This window comes from Paralcaligenes ureilyticus (genome assembly GCF_004346225.1).
Classification (GTDB): Bacteria; Pseudomonadota; Gammaproteobacteria; order Burkholderiales; family Burkholderiaceae_B; genus Paralcaligenes; species Paralcaligenes ureilyticus.
The window spans coordinates 20,021-44,980 of the sequence record NZ_SMAJ01000003.1 but is presented as its reverse complement, the minus strand read 5'-3'; the positions used below and the strand labels follow the sequence as shown (position 1 = coordinate 44,980).

The following is a 24,960-nucleotide window of genomic DNA, read 5'->3' as shown; positions in this document are numbered from 1 at the left end:
TTTGCCATCAAGACAAGTTTGACTTCGCGGTGCGCGGTACGCAAGGCAAACTCGGGAACAGGAATTGTTCCCACAACGAACAAACTACTCGGCGAGACCAAGCCGTACGCTACCGTCCTGCACCTCGACCGGATAGACACGGATATCGACGGTTACGGGCGCGCACAAAGCCTTACCCGACCGAACATCGAACCGGCCCTGATGCAAGGGGCATTCAATTTCGTAGTCTTCAAGGTAGCCCTCGCATAACCGAGCCTGCCCGTGCGTGCAGATATTGCTCGTGGCAAAAATCTCTTCCCCGACACGATATATGGCAACATCGTGCCCCTCTACAATAACGCTCGCCGGCTCATCTTCGCCGATAGCGTTCTTCAGCAAGCCCGTCTCCACCCATCGCTGAACCATCTGTCTGTCCCCTGCCTTCTTTTTGCTCGCGCAACAAACTCTGTGCCACGCCCATAGCGATATGGTCATAATCAAACAAGCGCCCCGACACGGCAAGCCGCCGACCGGAACAGGTGTTTTTCCAATAGCCGTCCCGCCGGCAATATGTTGTCCGCTACACTGCTCGTCAGTTCAGGCAGGAAAGCCCCGCGAGAAAACCATGCACACTCCCGAACCAACCACTCTGTCAAACGATGCTCGCATCGTGATTATCGGCGCAGGACAGGCCGGAGGCTGGGCCGCCCACACCCTGCGCGATGAAAAATTCGCAGGTACCATCACGCTGATCGGCGAAGAACCCTGGCCACCCCACGAGCGGCCTCCCTTATCGAAAGCCGTGCTGGCAGGCGTCGCACCACCCGAGAGCACGCATCTGTTTCCGTTGACCGAATGGGCGGCGCTGGATATCGACTGGCGTGGCCACCACAAGGTTCTTGCGATCGACCGCGCGGCCCGCACGGTCGATCTGGACGATGGCAACAGCGTGGGCTGGGATCGGCTTATTCTATGCACCGGCGGGCGCGCCCGGACTTTAACGATCCCAGGGCTGGAAGAGGCAAGCACCACTTTGCGGACAATCGACGACTCAATCCAACTGCACCATCGATTGCGGCCTGCCAGCCGGCTTCTGATCGTGGGTGGAGGCTGGATCGGGCTGGAGGTGGCCGCGACAGCGCGGCAGCTCGGTGTCGACGTTACCGTGATAGAAACCGCCCCGCAACTGTGCGCCCGGTCATTGCCGGCTGAAGCAGCGCAACTGCTAGCCTCGCTGCACAAACAAAACGGAGTGCATATTCTGCTTGGCGGGGGTCTTTGCGATGCAAAAAAAAATGCAGATGGATCGATTACAGCCCAGCTTTCAATCACTAACCAGCAAAAGCCGACACGCAAGCGAACTGAATCTGTTGTCAACTCCTCTGCCGGACACGCAGTGACGGAACAAATTACCGCAGACGTGATAGTCGCGGGTATCGGCATGATACCCAATGACGAACTTGCCCGGTCGGCAGGAGTTGCCTGTGCCAACGGTGTTCTGGTCGACCAGTACTGCCGCACATCGGATCCGTCGATCTTCGCGGCAGGTGATGTGGCGATTAATTCCGGCGGCCGAGCTACAAAGCCCTTTCGTCTGGAATCCTGGCAAAATGCCCAGCAACAAGGTATTGCCGCCGCCCGCTGCGCCTTGGGAGCCGGCACACCTTACGAACCCATGCCCTGGTTCTGGTCGGATCAATTTGGCGTGAATGTGCAGATTCTGGGCACGACAAACGACGCGGACCAATGGATTGTACGTGGAAGCCCCCAGTGCATTACTTCCGAAACCAGCGTCATTTTCTTTTATCTTCGCGGCGGGATACTGCGCGGCGTAATCGGCTTTAACGCCGGACGCGATATCCGCACGGCACGCCGATTGATCGAACAATCGACCGTGCTCGACACAGACGCACTGGCCAACCCTTCAGTGTCGCTGAAAACACTAGCCTGACGCGCACCCCTTGTTGCGCAGGTGGCGGCCGAGCCATGGTCGATCAATTCAAATCGGCAAAACAGTCTTTCAGAAACTCGACCATGTGGGCCAAACGACGCGACGAATCAGAACGCTGCAGCAGCACCGCATAAATAGCCCGATTATCAGGAACAAATTCGGCGAGAACTTCAACCAGCGCACCGGTACGCAAATCTTCCTCGATTCTCCATCGGGCACCCATCATGATGCCCAACCCAGCTATCGCCGCATGGTGTACAAGTTCACTGCTGTCAGTACGAAGATTGCCTTTTACTGCCACCTGATCGAGCGCACTTCCGTGCTTTATGGGCCACTGATTATTCAAAATCGATCCGCGCGAAACGAGGCAATTGTGGCGAGACAGATCTTCCGGTGTTTTCGGTATGCCGTGTTCGGCCAGGTAATCGGGAGACGCGCAGAAGACACGATGGTATGGCGCCAGCTTGATGGCGATCAATCCAGGATCAACCTCTATAGCGATACGCACTGCCACGTCGATACGTTGCTCGAAAAGATCCAATTTTTCGATCGAGAAATTAACCTCCAGCGATAAGGAAGGGTACTGTTTAAGAAAATCAGGCAATCGCGGTGCGATACAAAACGTACCGAGCAGCAAAGGTGCAGTGATCCGCAAATGCCCCGTAGGCTGAAAATGCAAATCAGACATTTCCGCCGCCGACTGGTCGAGTTCCGAAAGAGCGCGCACAGCATGCTCATATAACAACTGCCCCGCGTTGGTAACAACCAGGCGCCGTGTATTGCGATTGAGCAAGCGCTGATTAAGCCGCGTCTCCAGCGAAGCAATGCGTTTGCTAACCATCGCGGGCGTCACGTTGATACGCCGGGCCACCTCTGAAAAGCTGCCAATCTCGACCGTACGGACAAACAGGCGTAACGAGGTCAAGTCTTCAAAGGGAGACGAGAGATCCTGCTGCAGATCGGAAAATTGATTCGCAAGCGTCATGAGTGAGGTATTCCCGAAACATGGCTTATGTACTGATGCTGCCATCCGCGCACATCAGACGCCATGCGATCTGTTGTTGTGCTTCTTGCTGCTGATGCCTAGCACACCATAAATAAGATTCGACCCTGTATCTTATAACATTGTGTACAGCCAGACAGCGCATCAAGCGTGGGGGCGCAAAGCACCCACCTCCGTGGCGGTGCTCTATATTCGAATGCGAAAATAGGCATCGATCCGCGGCAATACATGTTTGTGGGCAGCGGCGCTCCCTTGCGCGATAACGCCACCCGCACACAGACGCTAGCCCACGTGCTGCAGGAAGTCCTTCAAACGCTGGCTGGGCGGCCGGCTTAATAGCTCGGCCGGCGGGCCATCTTCGGCAATCTTGCCCTGATCGATAAAAATCAAACGGCTACCGACCTTGCGGGCGAACTCCATTTCGTGCGTCACCACGATCATGGTCATGCCTTCCTCGGCCAGATCCTGCATGACTTTGAGCACCTCATGGCGCAGTTCCGGGTCGAGCGCCGAAGTGGGCTCGTCGAACAGCATGAGATTGGGCCGTATCGCCAGAGCTCGGGCAATGGCCACACGCTGCTGCTGGCCGCCCGAAAGTTCGCCCGGGTAATGGCCAACCCGTTCGGCCAGACCCACCTTGCCCAGCAACGCCACCGCCTCGGCGCGCGCCTGCTTACGCCCGGTGCCACGCGTGTGGATCGGCCCGAACATCACATTTTCCAGTGCCGTCAATTGCGGAAACAAATTGAACTGCTGAAACACCATGCCCGCTTCACGGCGCAACTCGCGTACCTGTGCCTTGCTGCCGCGCACGCTCAGGCCATTGACGACAATGTCGCCGCCCTGAATGGTTTCGAGCACATTGATACAGCGCAAAAGCGTCGATTTGCCCGAACCCGACGGGCCCACCACAACCACCACCTCGCCTTTGCCGATCGACAGGTCGATCCCGTTGAGCACCGTACTGGTGCCGAAACGCTTCACCACATTTTTAAATTCGACCATGCTCATACGATACGAGTCCTGTGTTCAACATACTTGAGGACCAGCGCAATGAATCCGGTCAGAATCAGATAAATCACCGCGACCGCCCCCCATATTTCCACCGACCGGAAATTGCTGGCAATAATCTCCTGGCCCTGGCGCGTCAGTTCGGCCACGCCGATCACGATGAACAGCGACGAGTCTTTAAGACTGATAATGCACTGATTGCCCATGGTGGGGATCATACGGCGCAAAGCGACCGGGCCGATGATGTAAAGCAGTATTTTATAGAATGGCAAACCCATGGCCTGCCCCGCCTCTTCCAGCCCCCTGGGCACCGACAGCAGGCCTCCACGGACAATCTCGGCAATATAAGCGCCCGAATTGATCATCAGGGTAAAAATTGCCGCGAGGACGCCGTCGATACGCCAGCCGAAAATAAGCGGCAACGCGAAATAGATAAACATGACCTGCACAACGATAGGCGTGCCGCGAATCACAAGAATATACACTTGCGCCAGAAACGACAAAGCGACCGGCACATACGCAAAAAACCGCACGATCAGCGCCAACAGGATGAGCGCCTTGAGCAGCCACCACCCCCAATCGGGCACGCTCTGAAAGTAATGCGCAGCCAGCCACGAAGAGAGCGAGGCCAGGATATACACCAGCACCACGGTAGCCACGGCTATCGCCGCCGTTCTCCAGGTGACCAGCACCTTCACATAGGTTGTGGTCACACCGGCCAGAAACCCGATCAGCGTGCCGCCCAACAAGCCCAGCACTGTGATCTGTATGGTCATCTTTGTGCCATCCCACAGGCTGGGTAATGCATTCCAAATAGCAGACCAGTCAAAAGTCACGTTGTTTGCCTTATAAGAATCGCCGCGACGACAAACCTGTAGCGGCGGTCAAACGAGAAACGGCGACCAACACAAAGCCTTGATCGCCGTCACAGACTAAAACACGGTCTTACGATTTGGATGGCGCTTTGCCAAACCATTTTTCGTACAGTGCATCGTACTGGCCATTGGCCTTGATTTCTTTGAGGGCCTTATTGACCACCGGCACCAGCTTGCTGTCTTTGGGAAAGCCTATGCCGTAATAATCGCCGCTCTTGAGCGCACCCACCACCTTGACTTTGCCCTGGCCGCCGGTTTTGGCGTAATACTGAACGTTGGGCGTGTCATGCACCACCGCATCGACCCGGCCGGTGGCCAGTTCCAGGAACGCATTGTCAATGTTCGGAAACAGCTTCAGCTTGGCCTCGGGCACATTTTTCTTCAGGTAATCCACCGTCGCGGTGCCGATTTTGACAGCCACTGTCTTGCCGGCCAAATCCTTGGCGGTCTTGATCGTGTTGTTATTGCTGCCAACCAGGATCGCCAAGCCACTTTCATAGTATGGATCGGAAAAATCAATGACCTTTTTACGATCATCGCGTATCGTAATGCCCGCCAGAGCCGCATCGATGTTGCGCGTTTGCAGGCCGGGGATAATGCCGTTGAAGTCCATGGGCTGCAGGCGATATTTAAGGCCCGCCTGTTTGGCAATGGCCGCCCACAGCTCAATATCGAAACCCGTATACGTTTCACCCTGCTTGAATTCGAATGGAACAAACGCCGTATCGGTCGCCACCACGAGCTCTTTATTCTGGGCGATCGCGTTGCCGGCAGGCAAAGCCATGACCAGCGCAAGACCCGCCAGCGCTACTTTAATTTTGTGTGTAAACATGCAAATACTCCTTGGTTGAGGGCAACATGATCGCATAAGAATGTGCCAGTTTTCAGGCCACTTGTGGTGCCTGCGTCTACTTGGCGAAAAAGGGGCCGATACTGCCCCGTTTTCCCGAGCGGGTCAGCATAACGCTAATTGTCAGGAAAAACAAAGTTTTACCGAACCCAACAAAAAACCCGCAAGAAGCGTGGCGCGCTGCGGGTTTTGTGATTTTGCGGGGAATACCGGGATTGCAAATCCGCCTTCTGGGCAAGCCAGCAAGCCGCATTTACCATAAAATGGTGGGTCGGCCGGGATTCGAACCCGGGACCAACGGATTAAAAGTCCGGTGCTCTACCAGCTGAGCTACCGACCCAACAAAGACCGAGATTATGATGAGTATTCGTTTTACTGTCAAATTGGTTGAATATTAAATGAGTAAACCTACCCCACTGCGGCTGAATATTCTTTCCGATCTGCACCTGAGCCGAGGTGGCTTGCCCTTGCCCGACACCTCGGCCGATGTGATCGTCCTGGCCGGGGATATCGCCCGCCCGAAAGAAGCCGTGGATTGGGCCCTGGGCTTTACCAAACCTGTCCTCTACATCGCGGGCAACCATGAGTTTTACGGAAGCGGTATCCGCGACACGCTGCAGGATCTCAGGCAGCGCTGTGCGGGCACCCACGTTCATTTCATGGACAAGGATGAGGTAGTCATGGGTGGAGTGCGCTTTCTGGGCGCCACCCTATGGACCGACTTCAGGCTCTACGGCGACGGCCCGCAACGCGATCAGGCATGCCGCGAAGCGGTAGCCATGCTGAGAGACTTCAGCCGGATACGCTCCGATGCGCACGCTGATCAGTATTTCAGCCCGCTCGAATCAGAAACGCTGTTTAATGGTTACCGCGACTGGTTGGCCGCCAAACTCGACGAACCCTACGAGGGCCCGACCGTGGTCATTACCCACCATGCACCGTCGGCCGGCAGCATCCATCCGCGATTCGAGGGCTCGCGCCTGAACAACTGCTTTGTGTCACGGCTGGAACCCCTGATGGGATCCGATCGCGCCGTTTTGTGGATACACGGGCATACGCATGACAGTTTCGACTACGTCGTCAATGGCACGCGGGTCATTTGCAATCCGCGCGGCTATGTCAAAGACGGCGTCAACGAAAACGCCCTCTTCAATCCGCGGCTGCTTGTAACCGTCGAGCCAGCGGTTATTTAACGCTCGCGCAAAGATTGCGGCTATAAGAAGATGGCAGCCACAAGGGCTGCCGCTACATTCGCTACGGGTACGTTTTGTAGCGGCACCCCTTGTGGGTGCCATTTCTACAACGGCAGCCACTCTTTTTCATACAGTGGCAGCCGTTCCGACTGCCACCAAAGCTATTTAACACCCGCACAAACCGGCGAAGCATCCGCCTGCTTCAAATAGGCGATCAGATCGGCCCGCTCTTGCGGATCGGGTATGCCAGCGTAGCCCATGAATGTGCCGGGCACGTCGGCCATCGGGTTTTTAAGGAACAGGTTCAAGGTTTGCTCGTTCCAGACGATTTTTGAATTTTTCATCGCACTGGAATAATCAAATCCTTTGACGCTGCCCGCCTTGCGCCCAAAGAGGCCGCAATGACGAGGGCCGACGCGGTCATACGCCAAGGCATGGCAGGCCAGACAACGCGAATAGACGGCTTCTCCCCGCGTTGTATCGCCCACCAGCGCAGCCGACCAGGCCTGCGACCATAGTCCTAGCCCTAAAGCACAGGCAAGCAGATTGACCCGCCACGCCCCGCTCATACCATGAAGGCCGACGGAACCGGCGGCTCGCCCAAGGCGTTGCGCAGTATGGCCCAGTGCATGGCTTCATCGCCCAGAATGCTGGCGGCCGCCTTGGCCAAATCGCGATTACCCAATATCGGCACCGCGCCAAGGTAAGCACTTACCGCGCCCTTTTCCAGCATCGCGGCGAAACGCAACACATCGGCCTGGCTTTTCAGCTTGTCCGTCGGGAAGGTATATTTGGCCTTGGCGAGGACAGGTTTGCCGCCAAGCTTGGCAACGGTTTTGGAGAGCAGATCGGCATGCTCTTTATGCTGCCCTTGAAAGGTCACCGCAAGATCCAGAGTGGGCTTTTGCAGCAGGCCGCTTTCAGCGCCCAATTGATAAGCGGCAATGGCTTCGTACTCGGCTCCCAACGCCGCATTCAGAATGCGCACGTCCGACGAGGCGTCACCTTTGCTTTTACCCTTGGCCAACGCCTCGCGCCCGGCAAGCATCGCAATAGCGGTGCCCGACAACACAAGGCCCGATCGGCCCAAAAAAGCCCGACGCGAGCCTGGCTGCGCGGGGGTGTCAAGATAGTCAAGAAATGACATGGTAATACTCCCTCTTATGGCCGCCTGAGAAAGTCAGACGGCATCAATTCACAAGGCATCTATACGAGCCAGCACCCCGGCCACAATGCGATCGCAACGCTCGCCGGCAAAGGCAAACGCATCTTCGATGCCGTGCCCAATATCTTTCGCCAACGCCTTGCGCAATAGCGCCCTGGCCCTGAAATAACGCGTCCGCACGGTTGCCGGCAGAATATCCAGGCATTGCGCGGCTTCTTCAACCGTCATTTCCTCGACTGCCCGCAACACAAAAACCGTGCGAAAGACGTCGGGCAGCAAATCAATTTTGGCTTCAATCAGACGCCTGGTTTCGACGCGCGCCATGGCTTGCTCCGGTTGGCTGGGAATAAATTCATTAGTTTGCGTTTGTTGCAAATCGCCTCTGAGTTCCAGATCATCTTCGAACTCCAATACGGCATGCAGCCGGTTATTCTTGTGCAGGCGTTTGTTCGATTCGTTGACCACGATACGAACCAGCCAGGTCGACAAGGCGGAGTCTCCGCGAAATCGCCCCATGGCGCGATAAGCCGAAAAGAACGCTTCCTGAACCGCTTCCTCGGCGTCGGCGTCGTTACGCAATACGCTGCGCGCAACGCGGAACAGCCGCTGATTATGGCGACGCATCAGTGCGGTCAGGGCTTGCCTGTCACCCTGCGCAATCTGCCGCGCGATCTCGGCATCGGGCGAGTCTTGCCCGGAAGTCTTTACGATGGACAGCGGCATGGTTAATCCTTGTAAAAGGCGTAATTACCCCATTAGAGACGCTTTAAATGGCGTACGTTCCCGATAGGGGGAATATGTGTTGTGAGGAACGTAATAGGTCGAGAATAGACAAAAATGGCACCCACAAGGGGTGCCGCTACGACAGCATAATGGCGAAAATGGCAGCCACGAGGGCTGCCGCTACAAAAACCTGCCAGTGAATAATGTAGCGGCACCCCTTGTGGGTGCCACCTCCGCCCCAGCCTTATCGCGCGCGCGAAATTCGTACTTCGGCGCCCCGGCGCTTGACTTCCAGCCCTTCGGACGGAAGAATGCGCAAGCCCTCCAGGCCTTTGATATAGCTCGACCCCTGCATTTGCATGACGCGTATCTTGTTGCGCATGACCACAGGGCTGTGTTCGGGCATGCCGAACATCCAGACTTCGTCCAGAATTCGGGCCGAGTTGAACTCGCCCGTACTCTGAGCCGTAGGCCCCAGGCACAGCATATGGCCTTCGCGCCCAAAAATCGGCAAAGTATCCAGACCGGCCTCGACCGTCCAGGTGGTGCCGCCTTCATAACGCCAGCCGGTGTTCAGGTCCCACCACGCATCGCCCTTGGGTAAATAAACCTTGATGTCGCGGCCCTCGTGCAGGGCCGGCGCCACCAGCAGAGCGGGCCCAAACAGGTATTGCGTATCCCAGGCATGGGCCAGCGTATCGGCCGGAAATGCCAGCGCCATGGATCGCTGCACCGGCAAGCCCGTGCGCACCGAATCTTCAATAATGCCCAGCACATAGGGAATCAGGCGATAGCGCCATTGCAACCAATGCTGCACCAGCTCGCGGGTTCGTGCATCAAACGCCTGCGGGAGCAAGGCCGGCACACCCTGAAAGCTGAAATTGGCCGAAAACACGTTGGTGGCAAGCCAGCGTATGTAAAGCTCTGGAGTCATGGACGCGACAGGATGCCCGGCCGACCCCAGGCCATGCATCTGAACGGGAACGCCACTGGCACCCAGCGACAAGGCGCAGCGCAAGGTGTGCTCAAGCCCCGCCCAGGTGTTGGGCACCCGAGGGCCCATCTGCCACGGAAACCGCTGCAAGGCCGGGAAAAGATCGGTACTGCAGACAACGCCTTCCTGAGGCGTTTTGTGGCCGGCCACGGCGTCAAACAGGGCACGCCTGGCAAGTAGCGGATAGAGCGTGCGCAATGTGGCGCCCGATTCTCCCCCACGTGCGGTGATACCATCCGGAATATCGAGCTGGGCATCGCAATCGGGGGCGCCCAGGCCCTCATCGACAAGTTGACGCTGACGCTCAGACCACGCTTTATATACGTCTTTGTGGGTCAGATCAAGCAAACCGAAACGCCGCCCCGCCGTCATGGCGTTGCCCGCGAACCGGTGCGCGCTGCCGTCGGCATCGTTGGTCAGAAGCCAGCCGCGATCTTCCCATTCATTAAAGAGCGCAGTGTCGGCCAGCACACCCGGAAATGTTGGAGCCGCCACCTGCATATTGAGCGCCTGAAAGCGCGTCAGCATGGTGCGCGCAGCCGGGACTCGCCGGGTATCCCATTCGAACACAGCCTTGTCAGCCTGAAACCCGCAGACTGCGGGAGCGGCCAGGCGCACCACGTCCAGCCCTAGGCCATCGGCCCTGAACTGTTCCACTGTTTCAAGCACCGAATCTATGGACAGGCCGGGGGCCTGGTCCAGCCATACTCCCATCGGCCACAAGCCCGGCTGCCCTGCACGCCCGGTAAGCGCCGAGTACTGATTCAGGATTTCCACGGGCTCGCCCACGAAGAGAAACACGTCGAAAATCCGGTCTTGCAAAGATACGGCATACGTGTCCGGATCCGTGGCCGCCAGATCATGCTCGACACGCCCAAGCGTATTGACGTACAAGCCCCAGCCTGCCGGGCTCCACACCAAAGGCAGCGCACGAGCTTGCGGCTGATCGGAAACCAGGTGCTCGCCGCGCCGGTCCAGGTCGTTGGATGTTTCTCCCAATCCGTACAAGGCCTCGTCGCAATCGAGCTCCAGGCCCAGCCGCCACGTACAGACATCGCCGGCGACCCTGCGCCCCAAAGCCGCGCAGAACTCGCTGCGCAACACGCAGTGTTCGCCGCGATACAGCGCGAACTGAAAGGGATCCGTATCGATTTCAAGGACAATGTCGCCTTGCGTCAGCCGCCACCCCTGCGGATCGGGCGGCGCTACGGAGCTTACGACCAGCTCGCCCGCAGGCTCTTGCCGAGCCAGCAACATTTCGGCATGCGCCCGGCTACGGGCGCCTGGTTTGTCGTCAAGCAGCACCTTGGACTCGGCGCAGCGCAGGCGATAGACGCCCGGCGCATGGGCTTCAACCTGAAGCAGCAGGTCGTCGATCGAAAAATCCGCACGTGTGGATTTCACCGTTCGGAATTTCAGGCTGGTAAGTTGCGTCACGTGAGCAGGGTCAGACTTGGGCGGCACAGCGCAATCCTCGGGCTCTCGCCCAAAAAGCATTCAAAAGGTGATATTTTGACGGAATTACGCTATAAAATAAAATCGTGCACATTTAAGCCTGTTTCAAACACAGTCAAACCTCACTCGCCGTAGCCATCAAACAATCATTAACGTGGGGCAATTGCCCGCAATAAATCACGTTCCAGAGGGCTTGGTTCGCCACTCAACCGCGCGGCAATGACATCCCCCGCCAGGGCCGACCAGGTCAGGCCCCGTGACCCGTAAGCGCAAGCCAGCCATAGCCCGGGAACCTGTGCAACCGGCCCGATCAGGGGCAAACGCCCCGTCGCCACCGCCCTCCAACCGGCCCAACCCTGCGATTCGTGCAGCCAGTATCTCACGTCTGCCACCGGGACGCATAACAGGACACTCAACTTATCGATCACGGCCTCATGGCCCTGACGGGTGACCTCGCTGCGAACGGCATCGGCGACGTAGGTACCGCCAGCCACACTGACCCCATCCACCTCCGGCAGGCAATACCCCTGTGCGGCCTGGATCAGATCGCGACGCAGAGACGGCGGAAGGGCAAAATAACTGACCTGCCCCGCCAACGCCTGCATACCGGCCAAGCCCGGCAAATGATCGGCATAAGGCGTTGTCGCCAGCAACTCTTTCGCGGCAAGCGCATTGGCCACGACAACGGTAGAGGCGCGCGCCAATTCACGGCCGCCGATATCCCGCAAGCACCAGCTCGACTCTGCAAACTCCAGGCTATTCACGTGGACGGCCCGGCAGGTGACGCCCGGCGTCTCGAGCAGGGAGCGAAGCAAGGGTTCGGGACGTACCCATAGGCCGTCGGCGAAAAAGACTCCACCCTCCGATCTCGCAAGCCCCAGCCGCCTGGACACATCGGCTGCGTCCACCCACGCCACCCAGCTTTCAGGAAAAGACAGCCTGGCCAGGGTGATCTGGCGCTCGCGCGCCCCCTGGGCGTCGGCCGCCGCCTCAAGCGTCCCACAACGCACCGGGCGCGCCGCTTCAGGCAACTCCTGCCATCGCTGCAAAGCGCGAAAAACGCCTGCCCGCGACAGCCTGGCCCGGATATCGTCATCGCGCGAGATCAAAGGCGTCAGCGCCGCCGCTTTATGGCCTTTGTGGCTTGCCTCCAGGCCCCGCTCGAATGCGGCATCGAACACGGTTACGGCATAGCCTTTAAGGGCCAGGCTGTGCGCAATCCCGGCTCCCGCCAAGCCTCCCCCTACAACCGCCACCGCCCCCTGCGGCCGAGCCGGAACGGCGTCACGGCGCACGCACGCACGCAACGTCGCCACCGTCATCTCGCGCTTATCGCCGAATCCCGGCGCCTTCGACACCAGGAAGCCGGCTTCCGCCAGGGCTCGCCGCACACTGCCGGCACAACACCAGCTCGCGGCAGTTGCCCCTGTACGCGCCATGCGAACCAGTTGCCCAAACAACCTGGGCGACCACATTTCAGGATTCTTTTGCGGCGCAAACCCATCCAGAAAGTAGGCATCCACATGAGCGTCAATCTGCCGCGCAAGCTTTTCTACCCGGCCGAAAGCCAAAGTCAGGGTCAGGTCGGCGTTTTCAAACTCAAGCCTATGCAGGCCGGGCAGCAAAACAGGCCACGCCGCCAGCAATTGCGTGGCCAGCGGCCGGAAAAGGGCGGGAAGCCGCGGCAACAGCACCAGCGCCATATCCTCTTTCGAAAAAGGATGCGCCTCGAAAGACACGACATGCAAATGCTTTGAACGCTGCGGGTCCGAGCGCCACGCCTGCCACAGGGCAAGAAAATTATGCCCGAGGCCAAAACCCGTTTCGCATACGGTAAAGGAAGTTCGGCCCTGCCAGCGAGCCGGCAATTGGTTGCCCCTTAGAAATACGTGCTCGGCCTGCGCCAGGGCGCCCATTCGCGCATGATAAACATCGCCGTAGCGCGCACTTATCGGCGTACCGGCCTCATCAAAGGCCACGCCTGCCGCAATCAGGGGCTCAAAGGAAATTGCCATACACCACACTTACACACATAAACCACATTCATAAACCACATTCACGTCCGGCTCATACAGCACGGCCACGGCACATACAACAACAACACGCCACCCGGAATGTTGCGTAAACTAACACTTATTCACGTACGCACTTTCCCGGATAGCATGTCTCAAACGCGCATCAACCTCAGCCAGTCGCTTAACGCTGCCGTCACTGCCGCGCACGCTGCTGCCGCAATTCTCCAATCCTACTCCCATGACCGCTCCTCGCTGATTATCGACAAGAAAGCCCGAAACGATCTGGTTTCACAGGCAGACCGGGAAGCGGAACGCGTTATTATCGACTTGTTACAGGTGCAAACGCCCGAATTCGGCATTGTGGCGGAAGAATCCGGCGGCAATACGGCCGGCCTGGCCACCTGGTATATAGATCCCCTGGACGGCACTACCAATTTCCTGCACGGGATTCCGCAATATGCGGTATCCATTGCCCTGATTGCACACGCCGGAACCGTCCTGGAAGACCAACCGCTGGCGCTCGATACACCCGTCGTCGGCGTGGTTTACGACCCCAGCCGGGAAGAAATTTTCACCGCGGTGCACGGCGCGGGCTCATGGCTAAACGGACACCGCATTGCCTGCTCGCCCACCCGCGAACTGAGCGAATCTGTCGTCGGCACGGGCTTCCCGTTCCGCGATTTCTCATTCTCGGACCAATACATGCCAACCCTGGATTACGCGATCAATCATACGCGCGGCGTCCGCCGGCTGGGCGCCGCCGCGCTCGACCTGGCCTGGACGGCCTGCGGACGCTACGACGGCTACTGGGAAATGGGCCTGGCTTCCTGGGATGTCGCCGCCGGAACGGTGCTGGTGCGCGAGGCGGGCGGCATAGCCGAAGACATACACCATATCGACCCGTGGCCCATCAAAGGCTACATTTATGCAGGCAACCCCCACGTAGCGCCGGCGATCGACGCCATGATTCAGCCCCACCTCAAGCCGCGCTAAGCGGCCGCATTGCGCGGGCGCGGCATATCGCCGCCGCCGGGTATCAATAATTTGATGATACACGGCCAACGGGGTACAGTTTGTACCTGCAATACCACAGGACACACCCATATCATGAACTTAGTCGAACCCATTGTTGCGTGGCAATCAGAGATCTCGGCCATCCGCCGCGATATTCACGCTCATCCTGAACTCGCCTACGAAGAAGTCCGCACTGCGGACGTCGTCGCTCAAAAGCTCGAATCCTGGGGTATCCCGATTCATCGCGGCATGGGTATCACAGGCGTTGTGGGCACCATACACGGCAAAACGCAAAACGGCCGCGCGATCGGCTTGCGTGCCGACATGGACGCCCTGCCCATGCAAGAACTCAATACGTTCGACCACGCAAGCAAAAACAAAGGGAAAATGCATGCGTGCGGGCACGACGGACATACCGCCATGCTGCTGGCGGCGGCCCGCTACCTGGCCGGCCACCGTAATTTCGACGGCACTGTTCATGTTATTTTCCAGCCTGCCGAAGAGGGCTTCAGCGGCGCCAAAAAAATGATCGACGACGGCCTTTTCACAAAATGCCCGATGGATGCGGTATTCGGCATGCACAACTGGCCCGGCATGGCGGTAGGCACCTTCGGAGTCATTCCAGGGCCCATGATGGGGTCGAGCAACACATTCGAAATCACGCTGGAAGGCAAGGGTGCGCACGCGGCCATGCCGCACCTGGGCATCGACCCGGTCATGGCCGCCGTACAGCTGGCGCTATCGCTTCAAACCATCATCTCGCGCGACCTCGACCCGCTCGACCCAGCCGTACTGAGCATTACACAAATCCACTCCGGGTCGGCCGACAACGTCATCCCCAATTTCGCCACGATGCGCGGCACCGTACGCACTTTTTCCGACAAGGCGCTCGATCTCATCGAAAAGCGCATGACCGAAATCACGCACCTGGGCAGCCAGGCCATGAACTGCAAGGCAGAATTCGCTTTCCATCGCAAGTACCCGGCTACCGTCAACCACCCGAAAGAAACCGCATTCTGCGCCGAGGTGCTCAAAACCATAGTCGGCGAGCACGGCGTAAATCAGTCCGTACGGCCCTCAATGGGCTCCGAAGATTTCGCTTTCATGTTGCAAGAAAAGCCCGGCTGCTACGTCTGGATCGGCAACGGCGAGGGCGACCACCGCAACCCGGGCCACGGCCTGGGGCCATGCACGCTGCACAACGGCAGCTACGATTTCAACGACGATCTTATTCCGCTGGGCGCCAGCTATTGGGTACAGCTGGCGCAACGCTGGCTGGCCAGCGCAGCGTAACGCAATTTCCCAGGGCCGCAGGGCCCAATCCACGACAGGAGCTACCTTGAGCACCACACCGCCCACCACTTTGCCGGCTCATCCGCGGCACGCCATATTGCGCGTCGTTCCCATGCCTGCCGACGCCAATGTGCACGGCGATGTATTCGGCGGCTGGATCATGTCGCAGGTGGATATTGCCGGCTCGATTCCCGCCGCGCGACGGGCAGCCGGCCGGGTGGCAACCATTGCGGTCAACGCATTTACGTTCAAACAGCCGGTTTTTGTCGGCGACCTGCTAAGCATTTACGCAGACATCATCAAAGTCGGCACCACCTCGGTGACGGTCGCCGTCGAGGTGTACGCCGAGCGCCAGCGGCTGGAGTTCGAAATTGTCAAAGTAACCGAAGCCACCCTGACCTACGTGGCGACCGACGAGCAGCGCAGGCGCCGCCCCCTGCCACCCGCTTAAGCCAACTTGCCGTGGCAGTGCTTGTATTTTTTTCCGCTACCGCACGGGCATGGGTCGTTGCGGCCAACCTTTGGCACGACATTGGCAACCGTCGCATTGAACTGCGACACCGCATTGTCGATGCCGGGGTCTTCACCGCTTAAGGCCGCGTCGTAATCGGAATGATGGTAAGTCACGTTTTCAAGATGGGCCGGCGCCGCTTCTGCTTCAACCTGTTCGGCCGACTGGATCTTGACCGTCATCAGCACTTTGATGGTTTCATTGCGGATGCGGTCCAGCATGGCGGAAAACAGCTCGAACGCCTCGCGCTTGTATTCCTGCTTGGGATCTTTCTGTGCATAACCGCGCAAGTGTATCCCCTGGCGCAGATGATCGAGCGAGGACAAATGCCCGCGCCAATGCGTATCGATCGCCTGCAGCAGCATGGATCGCTCGAATGGCGCCCAGTTCTCGCGGCCCACAAGCTCGACCTTGGCCCCATACAGGCGCCGCGCCTCCGCCAGCACCCGCTCGAGCAAATCTTCGTTGCTTAGAGTGGTCTCTTTTTCGAGCATCTCCACCAGAGGCATCTCAATTTGCCACTCGGCTTCCAGGACGACCTGCAGCGCCGGCACGTCCCACTGCTCTTCCATGCTTTCTTCGGGGATGTATATCTGGAACTGCTTGGTGATTTCGGCATCGAGCAGGTTAAGAATGGTTTCGGACACATCGGCCGATTCCAGAACCTCGTTGCGCTGCGCGTACAAAACCTTGCGCTGGTCATTGGCGACGTCGTCGTACTCGAGCAATTGCTTGCGTATGTCAAAGTTGCGCGCCTCGACCTTGCGCTGCGCCGACTCGATCGAACGCGACACCATGCGCGCCTCGATGGGCTCGCCCTCGGGCAGGCGCAGGCGCTCCATAATGGATCGCACCCGATCGCCCGCAAAAATCCGCATGAGCGAATCATCGAGCGACAGATAAAAACGCGAAGAACCCGGATCGCCCTGGCGCCCGGCACGGCCGCGCAACTGGTTATCGATGCGCCGCGACTCGTGCCGCTCGGTACCGATGATGCGCAACCCTCCCGCCTTCTTGACCCGCTCGCTCGCGGGCGCCCATTCGGACTTGATGGTCTCGACACGTGCTTCTTTGTCACTCTCGCTCAAATTGGGGTCCGCACGCACCAGGTCAATCTGCTTTTCAATGCTTCCGCCCAGAACAATATCGGTGCCGCGGCCGGCCATATTGGTGGCGATGGTGATGTGCCCGGGCTTGCCTGCCTCGGCCACGATCTCGGCCTCGCGCGCATGCTGCTTCGCGTTCAAGACTTCATGAGGCATTTTGTCTTGCTTGAGCAGGCCCGACAGGAGTTCGGAGTTTTCGATGCTGGTCGTACCCACCAGCACCGGCTGGTTGCGCTCGTGGCAGTCTTTGATGTCAGCAAGAATAGCCTGATACTTTTCCTTGTCTGTCTTGAAGACCTGATCGTTCTGATCTTCGCGCACCATGGGGCGGTTGGTGGGAATGATGACCGTTTCCAGGCTATAGATTTCCTGGAACTCGTAGGCCTCGGTATCGGCCGTTCCTGTCATGCCCGACAACTTGTCGTACATGCGAAAGTAGTTCTGGAAGGTAATTGAAGCGAGCGTTTGATTTTCGTTCTGGATCTTGACGCCTTCCTTGGCTTCCACGGCCTGATGCAGGCCATCGGACCAACGGCGTCCTACCATCAGGCGTCCGGTAAACTCGTCGACAATGACAACCTCATCTTCCTGAACCACGTATTGCTGGTCCAAAAAGAACAAGTTATGCGCCCGCAACGCCACCATCAGGTGGTGCATCAAGGTGATATTGCGCGCGTCGTATAAAGATTCGCCTTCGGGCAACAGGCCTATACGCGACAGAATCCCTTCGGATTTCTCATGCCCGGCTTCCGACAAATAAACCTGCTGGCCCTTTTCGTCCACCCAGAAATCGCCTTCGGGTTCGGGCTCTTGCGCCTTGGGCTCGGCGGCCATGCGTGTGAGCATGGGCGGCACCACATTCATGCGAACATAAAGCTCGGTATTGTCTTCAGCCTGCCCCGAAATAATCAGCGGCGTACGCGCCTCGTCGATCAGAATCGAGTCGACCTCATCGACGATCGCATAGGAAAGCGGACGCTGGCGGCGATCTTCAGCGCGAAACTCCATGTTGTCGCGCAGATAATCGAAGCCGTATTCGTTATTCGTGCCGTACGTGATGTCGGCCATATAGGCCGCTCTTTTCTCTTCGTTTTCCTGCTGCGGCACGACCACGCCAACGGTCATACCCAAAAAGTTGTACAGACGCCCCATCCACTGAGCATCGCGACGGGCCAGGTAGTCGTTGACCGTCACGACATGCACGCCCGCCCCGGACAAGGCATTGAGGTACACCGCCAGGGTGGCCATCAGCGTTTTACCCTCGCCGGTGCGCATCTCGGAAATCTTGCCGTTGTGCAGCGCTATGGCACCCAGCATCTGCACATCGAAGTGCCGCATGCCAAAGACCCGTTTGCTGGCCTCGCGCACGACAGCGAAGGCCTCGGGCAGCAGGCTATCGAGCGAGGCTCCCGACTGGACGCGGCCACGGAATTCATCCGTTTTGGCGGCCAGTTGCTCATCGGACAGAGCCGCCACCTTGGGCTCCAGTGCGTTGATTCGCGTCACCTGGGCGCGATACTGCTTAAGCAACCGATCGTTGCGACTACCAATGAGCTTTTTTAGCAGAGAAACCATTCTTTTACCGTCAATGCCGACCCAAGCACGCTAAACGCGCGCAAAGCCCTTATGCATATTTTTATCAGGTTGGCGGAACAATCCGCAGGGAAAAACAAGACAGTTTAACGCACCTCAGGCAGAATGGCTTGCACGGGGCCCGAGGCATCGGCCACCAGATGGTTGGGCGCATCCGGCCGGGCCAAAAAGAGCTTGGGATCGAGCGGGTGGCCCACCATGCGCACTTCAAAATGCAAATGCGCGCCGGTAGAACGGCCAGTCGATCCGACCCGGGCGATAAGATCCCCCTTCTCAACCAGATCGCCAGCGTGCACGGTCAAGGCCGAAGCGTGGGCGTACCGCGTCACCAAACCGTTGCCATGATTGATTTCGACCATCTTTCCATAACCCGGAAAAGTCCCCGCCTCAGCCACCACTCCGCCCGAAGCCGCATAAATCGGGGCGCCTTTGGGGGCGGCAAAGTCCAGGCCTTCATGCATGGACTGGCGGCCGGTCACCGGATTGCGGCGCCAGCCAAACGACGAGCTCAGATACGGATAGTTGACGGGCATCAGCGTGGGCAGGCGGGCCTGGGCGCCGGATCGCTTTGTCAGCACCAGGTCCAGCATGGCCAGCCCGTCTTTCTGCCCGGCGAGCTGTTGCTGCATGAGATCAAGTTGCCGGCCCACCCCTTGCGCCGACAAGGAGTCGCTCTGGCCGCCATTAATATCGTCCATAACGGGTTCGGCCTGGTCGAGGCTGGCCTTGATCTCGGGGTCGGTATAGGACACGCCGGCCAGCCTGGCGATTCGTTTGCTGATCCCGCCCAGGGCAATGAGTTCGGCCTGAAGATCGCCCACTTTGCTCGCAAGCAGCGTCACGTTTTCACGGATATAGGCCGAATCGCGCCTGGCCTGGTTCTTGATGACACCCGCTTGCGCCGTGGGGACAAAAGTCGATGGGCCATAATGTGCCTGCCATTGCGCACCCGCCATTGCTGCGACCGTGAGCGCGACAAACACCAGGGCCGCCAAAATCGATACCCCAAGCGTTGTCACGTTGGAATCATCCGAACGACCATGCATAATGATAACTTTCACTCTGAAACCCTCTAAAAACACACTGCGCATGTTCCGCCCACCACGACCACAACCTCGAGATAGACCTGCGCCGGACAGCCTTTCTGCCATCAACTGGCTCAGTGGCGATCAACACGGTGCTGATGTTTTAACGACGGCTCGCATGCTGCTGTCAATAGAGCACGCGACCCAAAAAATATTGCCTCCTGCGCTGGCGCAGGTTTGCCGGGTAGCCCGTGTGGACCGCCAGCAGGTAACGCTGGCCGTTCCCAGTGCCGCCTATGCGGCCAGGCTTCGACAGTTAGCCCCCCGAATCGCTCAAATGCTGACGCAGGAAGGATGGAACCTTAACGAAATTAGCGTCAAGGTTCAAGCCGGGTTGTTACAAACCCGGACAAACGCGGCACCCGTCAAAGACGTGACAGCGCTGGATGAACGCGCCCTGAGCGCATTCGAAACCTTACAAAACAACCTCAGGCCTGGACCACTGGCGGACGCGGTAAAACGCCTGCTGGCCCATCATAGAAGCTGACGCCTTGCCTGCTGAACGCCAGGCTTGTCAGGCCAGCTTCCACTCGTTGGTAAAGGCCTTGGGCGCCGCGGCGCTGGACTCATAGGTAATCAGCTCCCAGGCATCTTCCTGGGCCAGCAACGCGCGCGCCAGCTGATTGTTGAGGCTATGACCCGATTTGCAGGCAACATAACGGGCCACCAGCGGCTTGCCGATCAAATACAGATCGCCGATGGCATCGAGAATTTTATGTTTGACGAACTCATCGTCGTAACGCAAGCCATCAGAGTTCAAGACCCGGAATTCGTCCATGACGATGGCATTATCCAGGCTGCCGCCGCGCGCCAGGCCCGCGGCGCGCAAAGCCTCTACTTCGTTCACAAAGCCGAAGGTGCGGGCCCGGGCAATCGTCTTGACGTAAGAGTCCGTAGCAAAATCAATTTCGGCGAAGTTGGCCGTTGAGTCGATCGCCGGATGACGGAAATCAATGGCAAACGACAAGGCGAACCCGTCGTAGGGCTCCAGACGGGCCCACTTCTGGTCTTTACCCTCGCCTTCGCGGACTTCCACGGTTTTCAACACCCGCAGGAACTGCTTGACGGCGTCCTGCTCCTGCAGCCCGGCCGAACGCAGCAAATACACAAAAGTGCCGGCGCTGCCATCCATAATAGGTACTTCTTCCGCCGTCAGGTCGACATGCAGATTGTCGATGCCCAACCCGGCCAGAGCCGACATCAGGTGCTCGACGGTGGACACCCGGACATTGCCCTGCTGCAACACCGATGCCATGCGTGTGTCGCCCACACGACTGGCCTGGGCCGGAAAATCGACCACCTCAGGCAGGTCGATGCGATGGAACACAATGCCCGTATTAGGCTGGGCCGGACGGAGCGTAATTTCGACCCGGAGCCCCGAGTGCAGGCCCACACCCTTGGTGCTGATTGATTTTTGTATAGTGCGCTGGCGTAGCATAATCAAAAGTTGACTTTAATATTACGTGGCAGTCCTATGACTGCGAATTAAATCCATTGTAACAAGGATGGATTTCAGTCCCTGAAATAGTTGTAAGACGTCACTACCGCACAGGACCTCAGGCGGCGGCAAAAAAGGGACAGCGGCGCACCCACCCCGGGGAAAGGGTAGATACGCCGCTTGATCCAGGCGGGCCCTGCGGCTCGCCTTAACCTATGTGAGGGCTCCGACGGTTCTGGCAGCCACAAGGGCTGCCACTACAATTAGCGACGGCCACGTTTTTGTAGCGGCACCCCTTGTGGGTGCCACCCGTGAGCGCCATTTCCGGCTCCCCCGCTCAGTCGGCTTGCTTGCGCAAAAAAGCGGGAATATCGAAGTGATCCATGCCCGCGGTTTCCAGCGCCCGTACTTGCGTAGCCGCCGAACCACGTGGGTTACGACGGATAACGGCTGGCACGTCCTGATCGCCATACGCCCCAAACAGAGGGGCATCGTCCGTGCCCGTACGACGCGACTCGTTCGCATTGGGCACCAGTTGCGGACGCTGCATGGCGCGGCCCAGACCGGTAGCCACGACCGTCACCCGCAGGTTCTCACCCATCGACTCGTCGTAGGCCGTCCCGAAAATAACGGTCGCATCTTCGGCCGCGTAACTGCGGATCGTATCCATGATTTCGCGCGTTTCGCGCATTTTCAGGGTACGGCTGGCGGTAATATTGACAAGCATGCCACGAGCTCCGTGCAAATCGACGCCTTCGAGCAGAGGGCATGCAATGGCGCGTTCGGCGGCCACACGGGCGCGATCGGTCCCTGCGGCAATGGATGTCCCCATCATCGCCTGGCCTTGCTCGCCCATAATGGTCTTGACGTCTTCAAAGTCGACGTTCACATTGCCTTCGACATTGATGATTTCCGCAATGCCGGCGCACGCATTGTGCAATACGTCATCGGCCGATTTGAAGCAATCTTCCTGGGTAGCGTCCTCATCCATCAACTCATACAGGTTCTCATTGAGCACCACGATCAGCGAATGCACGTGTTTGGTCAGTTCGGCAATGCCGTCCTCGGCCATTTTCATGCGTTTGCTGCCTTCGAAGCAAAACGGCTTGGTCACCACGCCCACCGTCAAAATACCCAGCTCCTTGGCCACTTCCGCTACGACAGGACCGGCGCCGGTGCCCGTGCCGCCGCCCATGCCGGCGGTAATAAACACCATATTGGCGCCGGTCAGGGCCGCGCGAATTTCTTCACGCGCCGTCTCGGCGGCCGCCCGCCCCTGATCAGGCTTGGCGCCCGCGCCAAGGCCGGTGCGCCCCAGGCGGATCTGCACGGGCGCCTGACTGGCAACCAAGGCCTGCGCATCGGTATTGGCGCAAATAAAATCGACACCGCTCACGCCCGAACGGATCATGTGGGCAACGGCATTACCGCCCGCTCCGCCCACCCCAACCACTTTGATAACGGTGCCGTTGGCATTGCTATCGAGCATTTCAAAATTCATCATGATTGACTCCCTCACATTTCAGAAAACGATAAAAGCGTAAACACTTCCCCGGTACTGCTACCGCTTGCCGGAAATCGCTTCAAAAGAGATGCCAGCGACAGGGCTCGCAGCAAATTTGAAACGCCTCCCGAAGACAGGGAAAAAACTCCCCGACTCTTAAGGCCGATCAAGGCCTTAATTCATAAACCATTCCTTCATGCGCGACAAAAGGCTTTTGAAATTGCCCTTTTGCTGCGCCACTTTGCGACCTCGCGCACGTTGCACCCTCGCCTCGGACAGCAAGCCCATGGCGGTTGAGAAACGTGGGTTGTGCATCACATCGGCCAGGCTGCCCTGATAGTTGGGCACCCCGATGCGCACCGGTTTCAAAAATACGTCCTCGGCCAGCTCGACGATCCCGGGCATCAACGCGGTGCCGCCCGTCAGGACGACGCCCGAGGCCAGCAAGTCTTCATAGCCCGACTCACGCACGATTTGCTGCACGAATGTGAAGAGTTCTTCGATCCGGGGCTCGATGACGGCACCCAGCGCCTGGCGTTTGACCTGCCGGTTGGGGCGATCGCCCAACCCCGGCACCTCGACATGCTCGTCGGCGTTGACCAGGACCTGCTTGGCAATCCCGAAGCGCAGCTTGATTTCTTCCGCATCGGGCGTGGGGGTGCGCAGCATGGCCGCTATGTCGCTGGTAATCTGATCGCCCGCGATAGGCACGACGGCCGTATGACGTATCGCGCCCCCGGTATAGATGGCAATATCCGTGGTGCCCCCGCCGACATCGACCAGCACCACTCCCAGTTCCTTTTCATCCGCGGTCAGGCATGCCAGGCTTGAAGCCAGCGGCTGCAAAATCAGGTCCTGAACCTCAAGGCCGCAACGGCGCACGCACTTGACGATATTCTGCGCCGCGCTGACAGCCCCCGTGACAATATGCACGCGAACCTCAAGACGCAAGCCGCTCATGCCGATCGGCTCGCGGATATCTTCCTGCGAATCCACAATGAACTCTTGCGTGAGCACATGCAAAACCTGCTGATCGGTGGGAATGTTTACCGCCTTGGCCGTTTCAATCACCCGGGCCACGTCGGCCGAGGTGACTTCCTTGTCTTTGACCGCAACCATGCCGCTGGAGTTGAAACTGGTGATGTGGCTGCCGGCGATGCCGGTATACACCTCGCGGATTTTGCAATCGGCCATCAGCTCGGCCTCTTCGAGCGCACGCTGAATCGAATTTACGGTCGACTCGATATTGACCACGACGCCCTTGCGCATCCCCTGGGATTCATGCTGTCCCAGGCCGAGCACTTCGAAGCGACCTTCGGGCAATATCTCGGCCACCACCGCCACTACCTTGCTGGTGCCGATATCGAGTGCAACGATCAGATCCTTGATGTCACGGGTCATAGTTTTTTCTATTTAGTAGGAGTATGGGAAACAGGAGCCAACGTAATCGCAAATCCGTTGGGGTAGCGTAAATCGGCACTGCGCAACGCGCGCCCTCCCAGCCGCTCGGTCAGTACCGGCCAGGTTTTTACAAAACGCTCGATGCGAGCGGCAAAGGGCAACGCACCCGAGCGGCCGTGAGGATCGGCCACATCGGCGGCCGGGTCGCGCCCCAAACTCAGTTGCACGCCATCGGACAGTTCTACATCCCAGGCATATCGAGGACTCAGCGTCACCTTGACAACACGCAGATTCAGCGGCGCAAACCAGCGCGCCAGTTCCGCATAACGCTGCACCACCAGGCGCTCGGACTGGTCGGGGCCATAAAAATGCGGCAAGTCGGAATCGTCGGGCAGTTCACCCTGGTTGGCGGTAAACGCTTCGCCCCAGGTATTGATCATCTGATTCTCGTTCCATAATGCCAAAGGTTGCTGCTCTTCTATCTGCACGCGCAGGGTATTGGGCCAGACCCGTCGAATCTGGGCGCGCCGCACCCACGGCACAGTTTCAATCAATTTGCGCGTGTCGTTCAGGCTCACGGTAAAGAAATTGCCACTCAACCGGCCGGCTATGGTTGCCCTCACACTCGTCGCCGAGACGTAATTCAGTGTGCCCGCCTGTATCGGTTCAATCTGGATTTGCGCAATCGCAAAGTACGGACGCTGCGTGACCCAGGCGACGAGCGCCACGATCAATGCCAATACCGCCAGCAGAGCCAGCGAATTGGCAATGAAGTTCGTAAGGCGGGCGTCGTTGAACACG

The 24,960-nt window shown here is 58.5% G+C and carries 22 protein-coding genes and 1 tRNA gene; 6 read left to right on the top strand and 17 right to left on the bottom strand.

Going from position 1 to position 24,960, the window contains the following annotated elements:
* Window positions 1-84: 84 nt before the first annotated feature.
* A complete protein-coding gene (locus tag EDC26_RS04805; protein WP_132580151.1) occupies window positions 85-405 on the bottom strand; it encodes a non-heme iron oxygenase ferredoxin subunit in 321 nt (106 codons plus the stop codon).
* Between the two features lie 199 nt (window positions 406-604).
* On the opposite strand from EDC26_RS04805, the gene EDC26_RS04800 reads away from it, so the two are divergent.
* Window positions 605-1,930, top strand: coding sequence for an NAD(P)/FAD-dependent oxidoreductase (locus EDC26_RS04800; protein WP_132580150.1), 1,326 nt, complete (start codon window positions 605-607; stop codon window positions 1,928-1,930).
* A gap of 43 nt (window positions 1,931-1,973) precedes the next feature.
* Here the strand turns inward: EDC26_RS04800 and EDC26_RS04795 are convergent, their stop codons facing one another.
* The 5 genes from EDC26_RS04795 to EDC26_RS04775 all read right to left on the bottom strand — a co-directional run bounded on the left by EDC26_RS04795 (window position 1,974) and on the right by EDC26_RS04775 (window position 6,009).
* Window positions 1,974-2,915, bottom strand: coding sequence for a LysR family transcriptional regulator (locus EDC26_RS04795; RefSeq protein WP_132580149.1), 942 nt, complete (start codon window positions 2,913-2,915; stop codon window positions 1,974-1,976).
* 300 nt (window positions 2,916-3,215) lie between these two features.
* The gene (gene glnQ / locus EDC26_RS04790) at window positions 3,216-3,944 is read right to left on the bottom strand and encodes a glutamine ABC transporter ATP-binding protein GlnQ (protein ID WP_132580148.1); all 729 of its coding nucleotides are present in this window, start codon (window positions 3,942-3,944) and stop codon (window positions 3,216-3,218) included.
* On the bottom strand, window positions 3,941-4,720 hold the full coding sequence (locus EDC26_RS04785) for an ABC transporter permease subunit (protein ID WP_341802605.1): 780 nt from the start codon (window positions 4,718-4,720) through the stop codon (window positions 3,941-3,943). The genes glnQ and EDC26_RS04785 overlap by 4 nt, the downstream gene beginning before the upstream one ends.
* Before the next feature lie 169 nt (window positions 4,721-4,889).
* On the bottom strand, window positions 4,890-5,651 hold the full coding sequence (gene glnH / locus EDC26_RS04780; protein ID WP_132580147.1) for a glutamine ABC transporter substrate-binding protein GlnH: 762 nt from the start codon (window positions 5,649-5,651) through the stop codon (window positions 4,890-4,892).
* Window positions 5,652-5,933: 282 nt separating this feature from the next.
* A tRNA-Lys gene (locus EDC26_RS04775) sits at window positions 5,934-6,009 on the bottom strand.
* Between the two features lie 58 nt (window positions 6,010-6,067).
* Between EDC26_RS04775 and EDC26_RS04770 the strand changes: the two genes are divergently transcribed.
* A complete protein-coding gene (locus tag EDC26_RS04770) occupies window positions 6,068-6,862 on the top strand; it encodes a metallophosphoesterase (RefSeq protein ID WP_243700788.1) in 795 nt (264 codons plus the stop codon).
* A 161-nt stretch (window positions 6,863-7,023) separates the two neighbouring features.
* Here EDC26_RS04770 and EDC26_RS04765 read toward each other — a convergent pair whose 3' ends face one another.
* The 5 genes from EDC26_RS04765 to mnmC all read right to left on the bottom strand — a co-directional run bounded on the left by EDC26_RS04765 (window position 7,024) and on the right by mnmC (window position 13,214).
* A complete protein-coding gene (locus EDC26_RS04765; protein WP_132580146.1) occupies window positions 7,024-7,431 on the bottom strand; it encodes a c-type cytochrome in 408 nt (135 codons plus the stop codon).
* Window positions 7,428-8,009 carry a ferritin-like domain-containing protein gene (locus EDC26_RS04760; RefSeq protein WP_132580145.1) on the bottom strand — a complete coding sequence of 194 codons (582 nt, stop codon included), beginning with the start codon at window positions 8,007-8,009 and terminating at the stop codon, window positions 7,428-7,430. Before EDC26_RS04760 ends, EDC26_RS04765 begins: the two co-directional genes overlap by 4 nt.
* 48 nt (window positions 8,010-8,057) lie before the next feature.
* Entirely contained in the window at window positions 8,058-8,750 is a 693-nt protein-coding gene (locus tag EDC26_RS04755) for an RNA polymerase sigma factor (protein WP_132580144.1), read from the bottom strand.
* 244 nt (window positions 8,751-8,994) lie between these two features.
* The gene (locus tag EDC26_RS04750) at window positions 8,995-11,208 is read right to left on the bottom strand and encodes a glycoside hydrolase family 31 protein (protein ID WP_132580143.1); all 2,214 of its coding nucleotides are present in this window, start codon (window positions 11,206-11,208) and stop codon (window positions 8,995-8,997) included.
* Between the two features lie 140 nt (window positions 11,209-11,348).
* Entirely contained in the window at window positions 11,349-13,214 is a 1,866-nt protein-coding gene (gene mnmC / locus EDC26_RS04745) for a bifunctional tRNA (5-methylaminomethyl-2-thiouridine)(34)-methyltransferase MnmC2/FAD-dependent 5-carboxymethylaminomethyl-2-thiouridine(34) oxidoreductase MnmC1 (protein ID WP_132580142.1), read from the bottom strand.
* Between the two features lie 147 nt (window positions 13,215-13,361).
* On the opposite strand from mnmC, the gene EDC26_RS04740 reads away from it, so the two are divergent.
* The 3 genes from EDC26_RS04740 to EDC26_RS04730 all read left to right on the top strand — a co-directional run bounded on the left by EDC26_RS04740 (window position 13,362) and on the right by EDC26_RS04730 (window position 15,972).
* A complete protein-coding gene (locus tag EDC26_RS04740; RefSeq protein ID WP_132580141.1) occupies window positions 13,362-14,207 on the top strand; it encodes an inositol monophosphatase family protein in 846 nt (281 codons plus the stop codon).
* A 114-nt stretch (window positions 14,208-14,321) separates the two neighbouring features.
* On the top strand, window positions 14,322-15,521 hold the full coding sequence (locus EDC26_RS04735; RefSeq protein ID WP_132580140.1) for a M20 aminoacylase family protein: 1,200 nt from the start codon (window positions 14,322-14,324) through the stop codon (window positions 15,519-15,521).
* 46 nt (window positions 15,522-15,567) lie between these two features.
* Window positions 15,568-15,972 carry an acyl-CoA thioesterase gene (locus EDC26_RS04730; RefSeq protein ID WP_165930913.1) on the top strand — a complete coding sequence of 135 codons (405 nt, stop codon included), beginning with the start codon at window positions 15,568-15,570 and terminating at the stop codon, window positions 15,970-15,972.
* Here EDC26_RS04730 and secA read toward each other — a convergent pair.
* Together secA and EDC26_RS04720 are read right to left on the bottom strand one after the other, a co-directional pair.
* On the bottom strand, window positions 15,969-18,713 hold the full coding sequence (gene secA, locus EDC26_RS04725) for a preprotein translocase subunit SecA (RefSeq protein ID WP_132580139.1): 2,745 nt from the start codon (window positions 18,711-18,713) through the stop codon (window positions 15,969-15,971). The genes EDC26_RS04730 and secA overlap by 4 nt on opposite strands.
* A gap of 104 nt (window positions 18,714-18,817) precedes the next feature.
* Window positions 18,818-19,777, bottom strand: coding sequence for a M23 family metallopeptidase (locus EDC26_RS04720; protein ID WP_132580709.1), 960 nt, complete (start codon window positions 19,775-19,777; stop codon window positions 18,818-18,820).
* A 157-nt stretch (window positions 19,778-19,934) separates the two neighbouring features.
* On the opposite strand from EDC26_RS04720, the gene EDC26_RS04715 reads away from it, so the two are divergent.
* Complete coding sequence (locus EDC26_RS04715) at window positions 19,935-20,303, top strand: DciA family protein (protein WP_243700786.1); 369 nt, start codon at window positions 19,935-19,937, stop codon at window positions 20,301-20,303.
* A gap of 27 nt (window positions 20,304-20,330) precedes the next feature.
* Here EDC26_RS04715 and lpxC read toward each other — a convergent pair whose 3' ends face one another.
* The 4 genes from lpxC to EDC26_RS04695 form a co-directional block, all read right to left on the bottom strand.
* Window positions 20,331-21,254 carry a UDP-3-O-acyl-N-acetylglucosamine deacetylase gene (lpxC, locus tag EDC26_RS04710; protein WP_132580703.1) on the bottom strand — a complete coding sequence of 308 codons (924 nt, stop codon included), beginning with the start codon at window positions 21,252-21,254 and terminating at the stop codon, window positions 20,331-20,333.
* Window positions 21,255-21,591: 337 nt separating this feature from the next.
* Window positions 21,592-22,758 carry a cell division protein FtsZ gene (gene ftsZ / locus EDC26_RS04705; protein ID WP_132580138.1) on the bottom strand — a complete coding sequence of 389 codons (1,167 nt, stop codon included), beginning with the start codon at window positions 22,756-22,758 and terminating at the stop codon, window positions 21,592-21,594.
* A gap of 174 nt (window positions 22,759-22,932) precedes the next feature.
* On the bottom strand, window positions 22,933-24,159 hold the full coding sequence (gene ftsA / locus EDC26_RS04700) for a cell division protein FtsA (protein ID WP_132580137.1): 1,227 nt from the start codon (window positions 24,157-24,159) through the stop codon (window positions 22,933-22,935).
* Window positions 24,160-24,167: 8 nt separating this feature from the next.
* On the bottom strand, window positions 24,168-24,959 hold the full coding sequence (locus tag EDC26_RS04695) for a cell division protein FtsQ/DivIB (protein ID WP_132580136.1): 792 nt from the start codon (window positions 24,957-24,959) through the stop codon (window positions 24,168-24,170).
* Between the last annotated feature and the right edge of the window lies 1 nt (window position 24,960).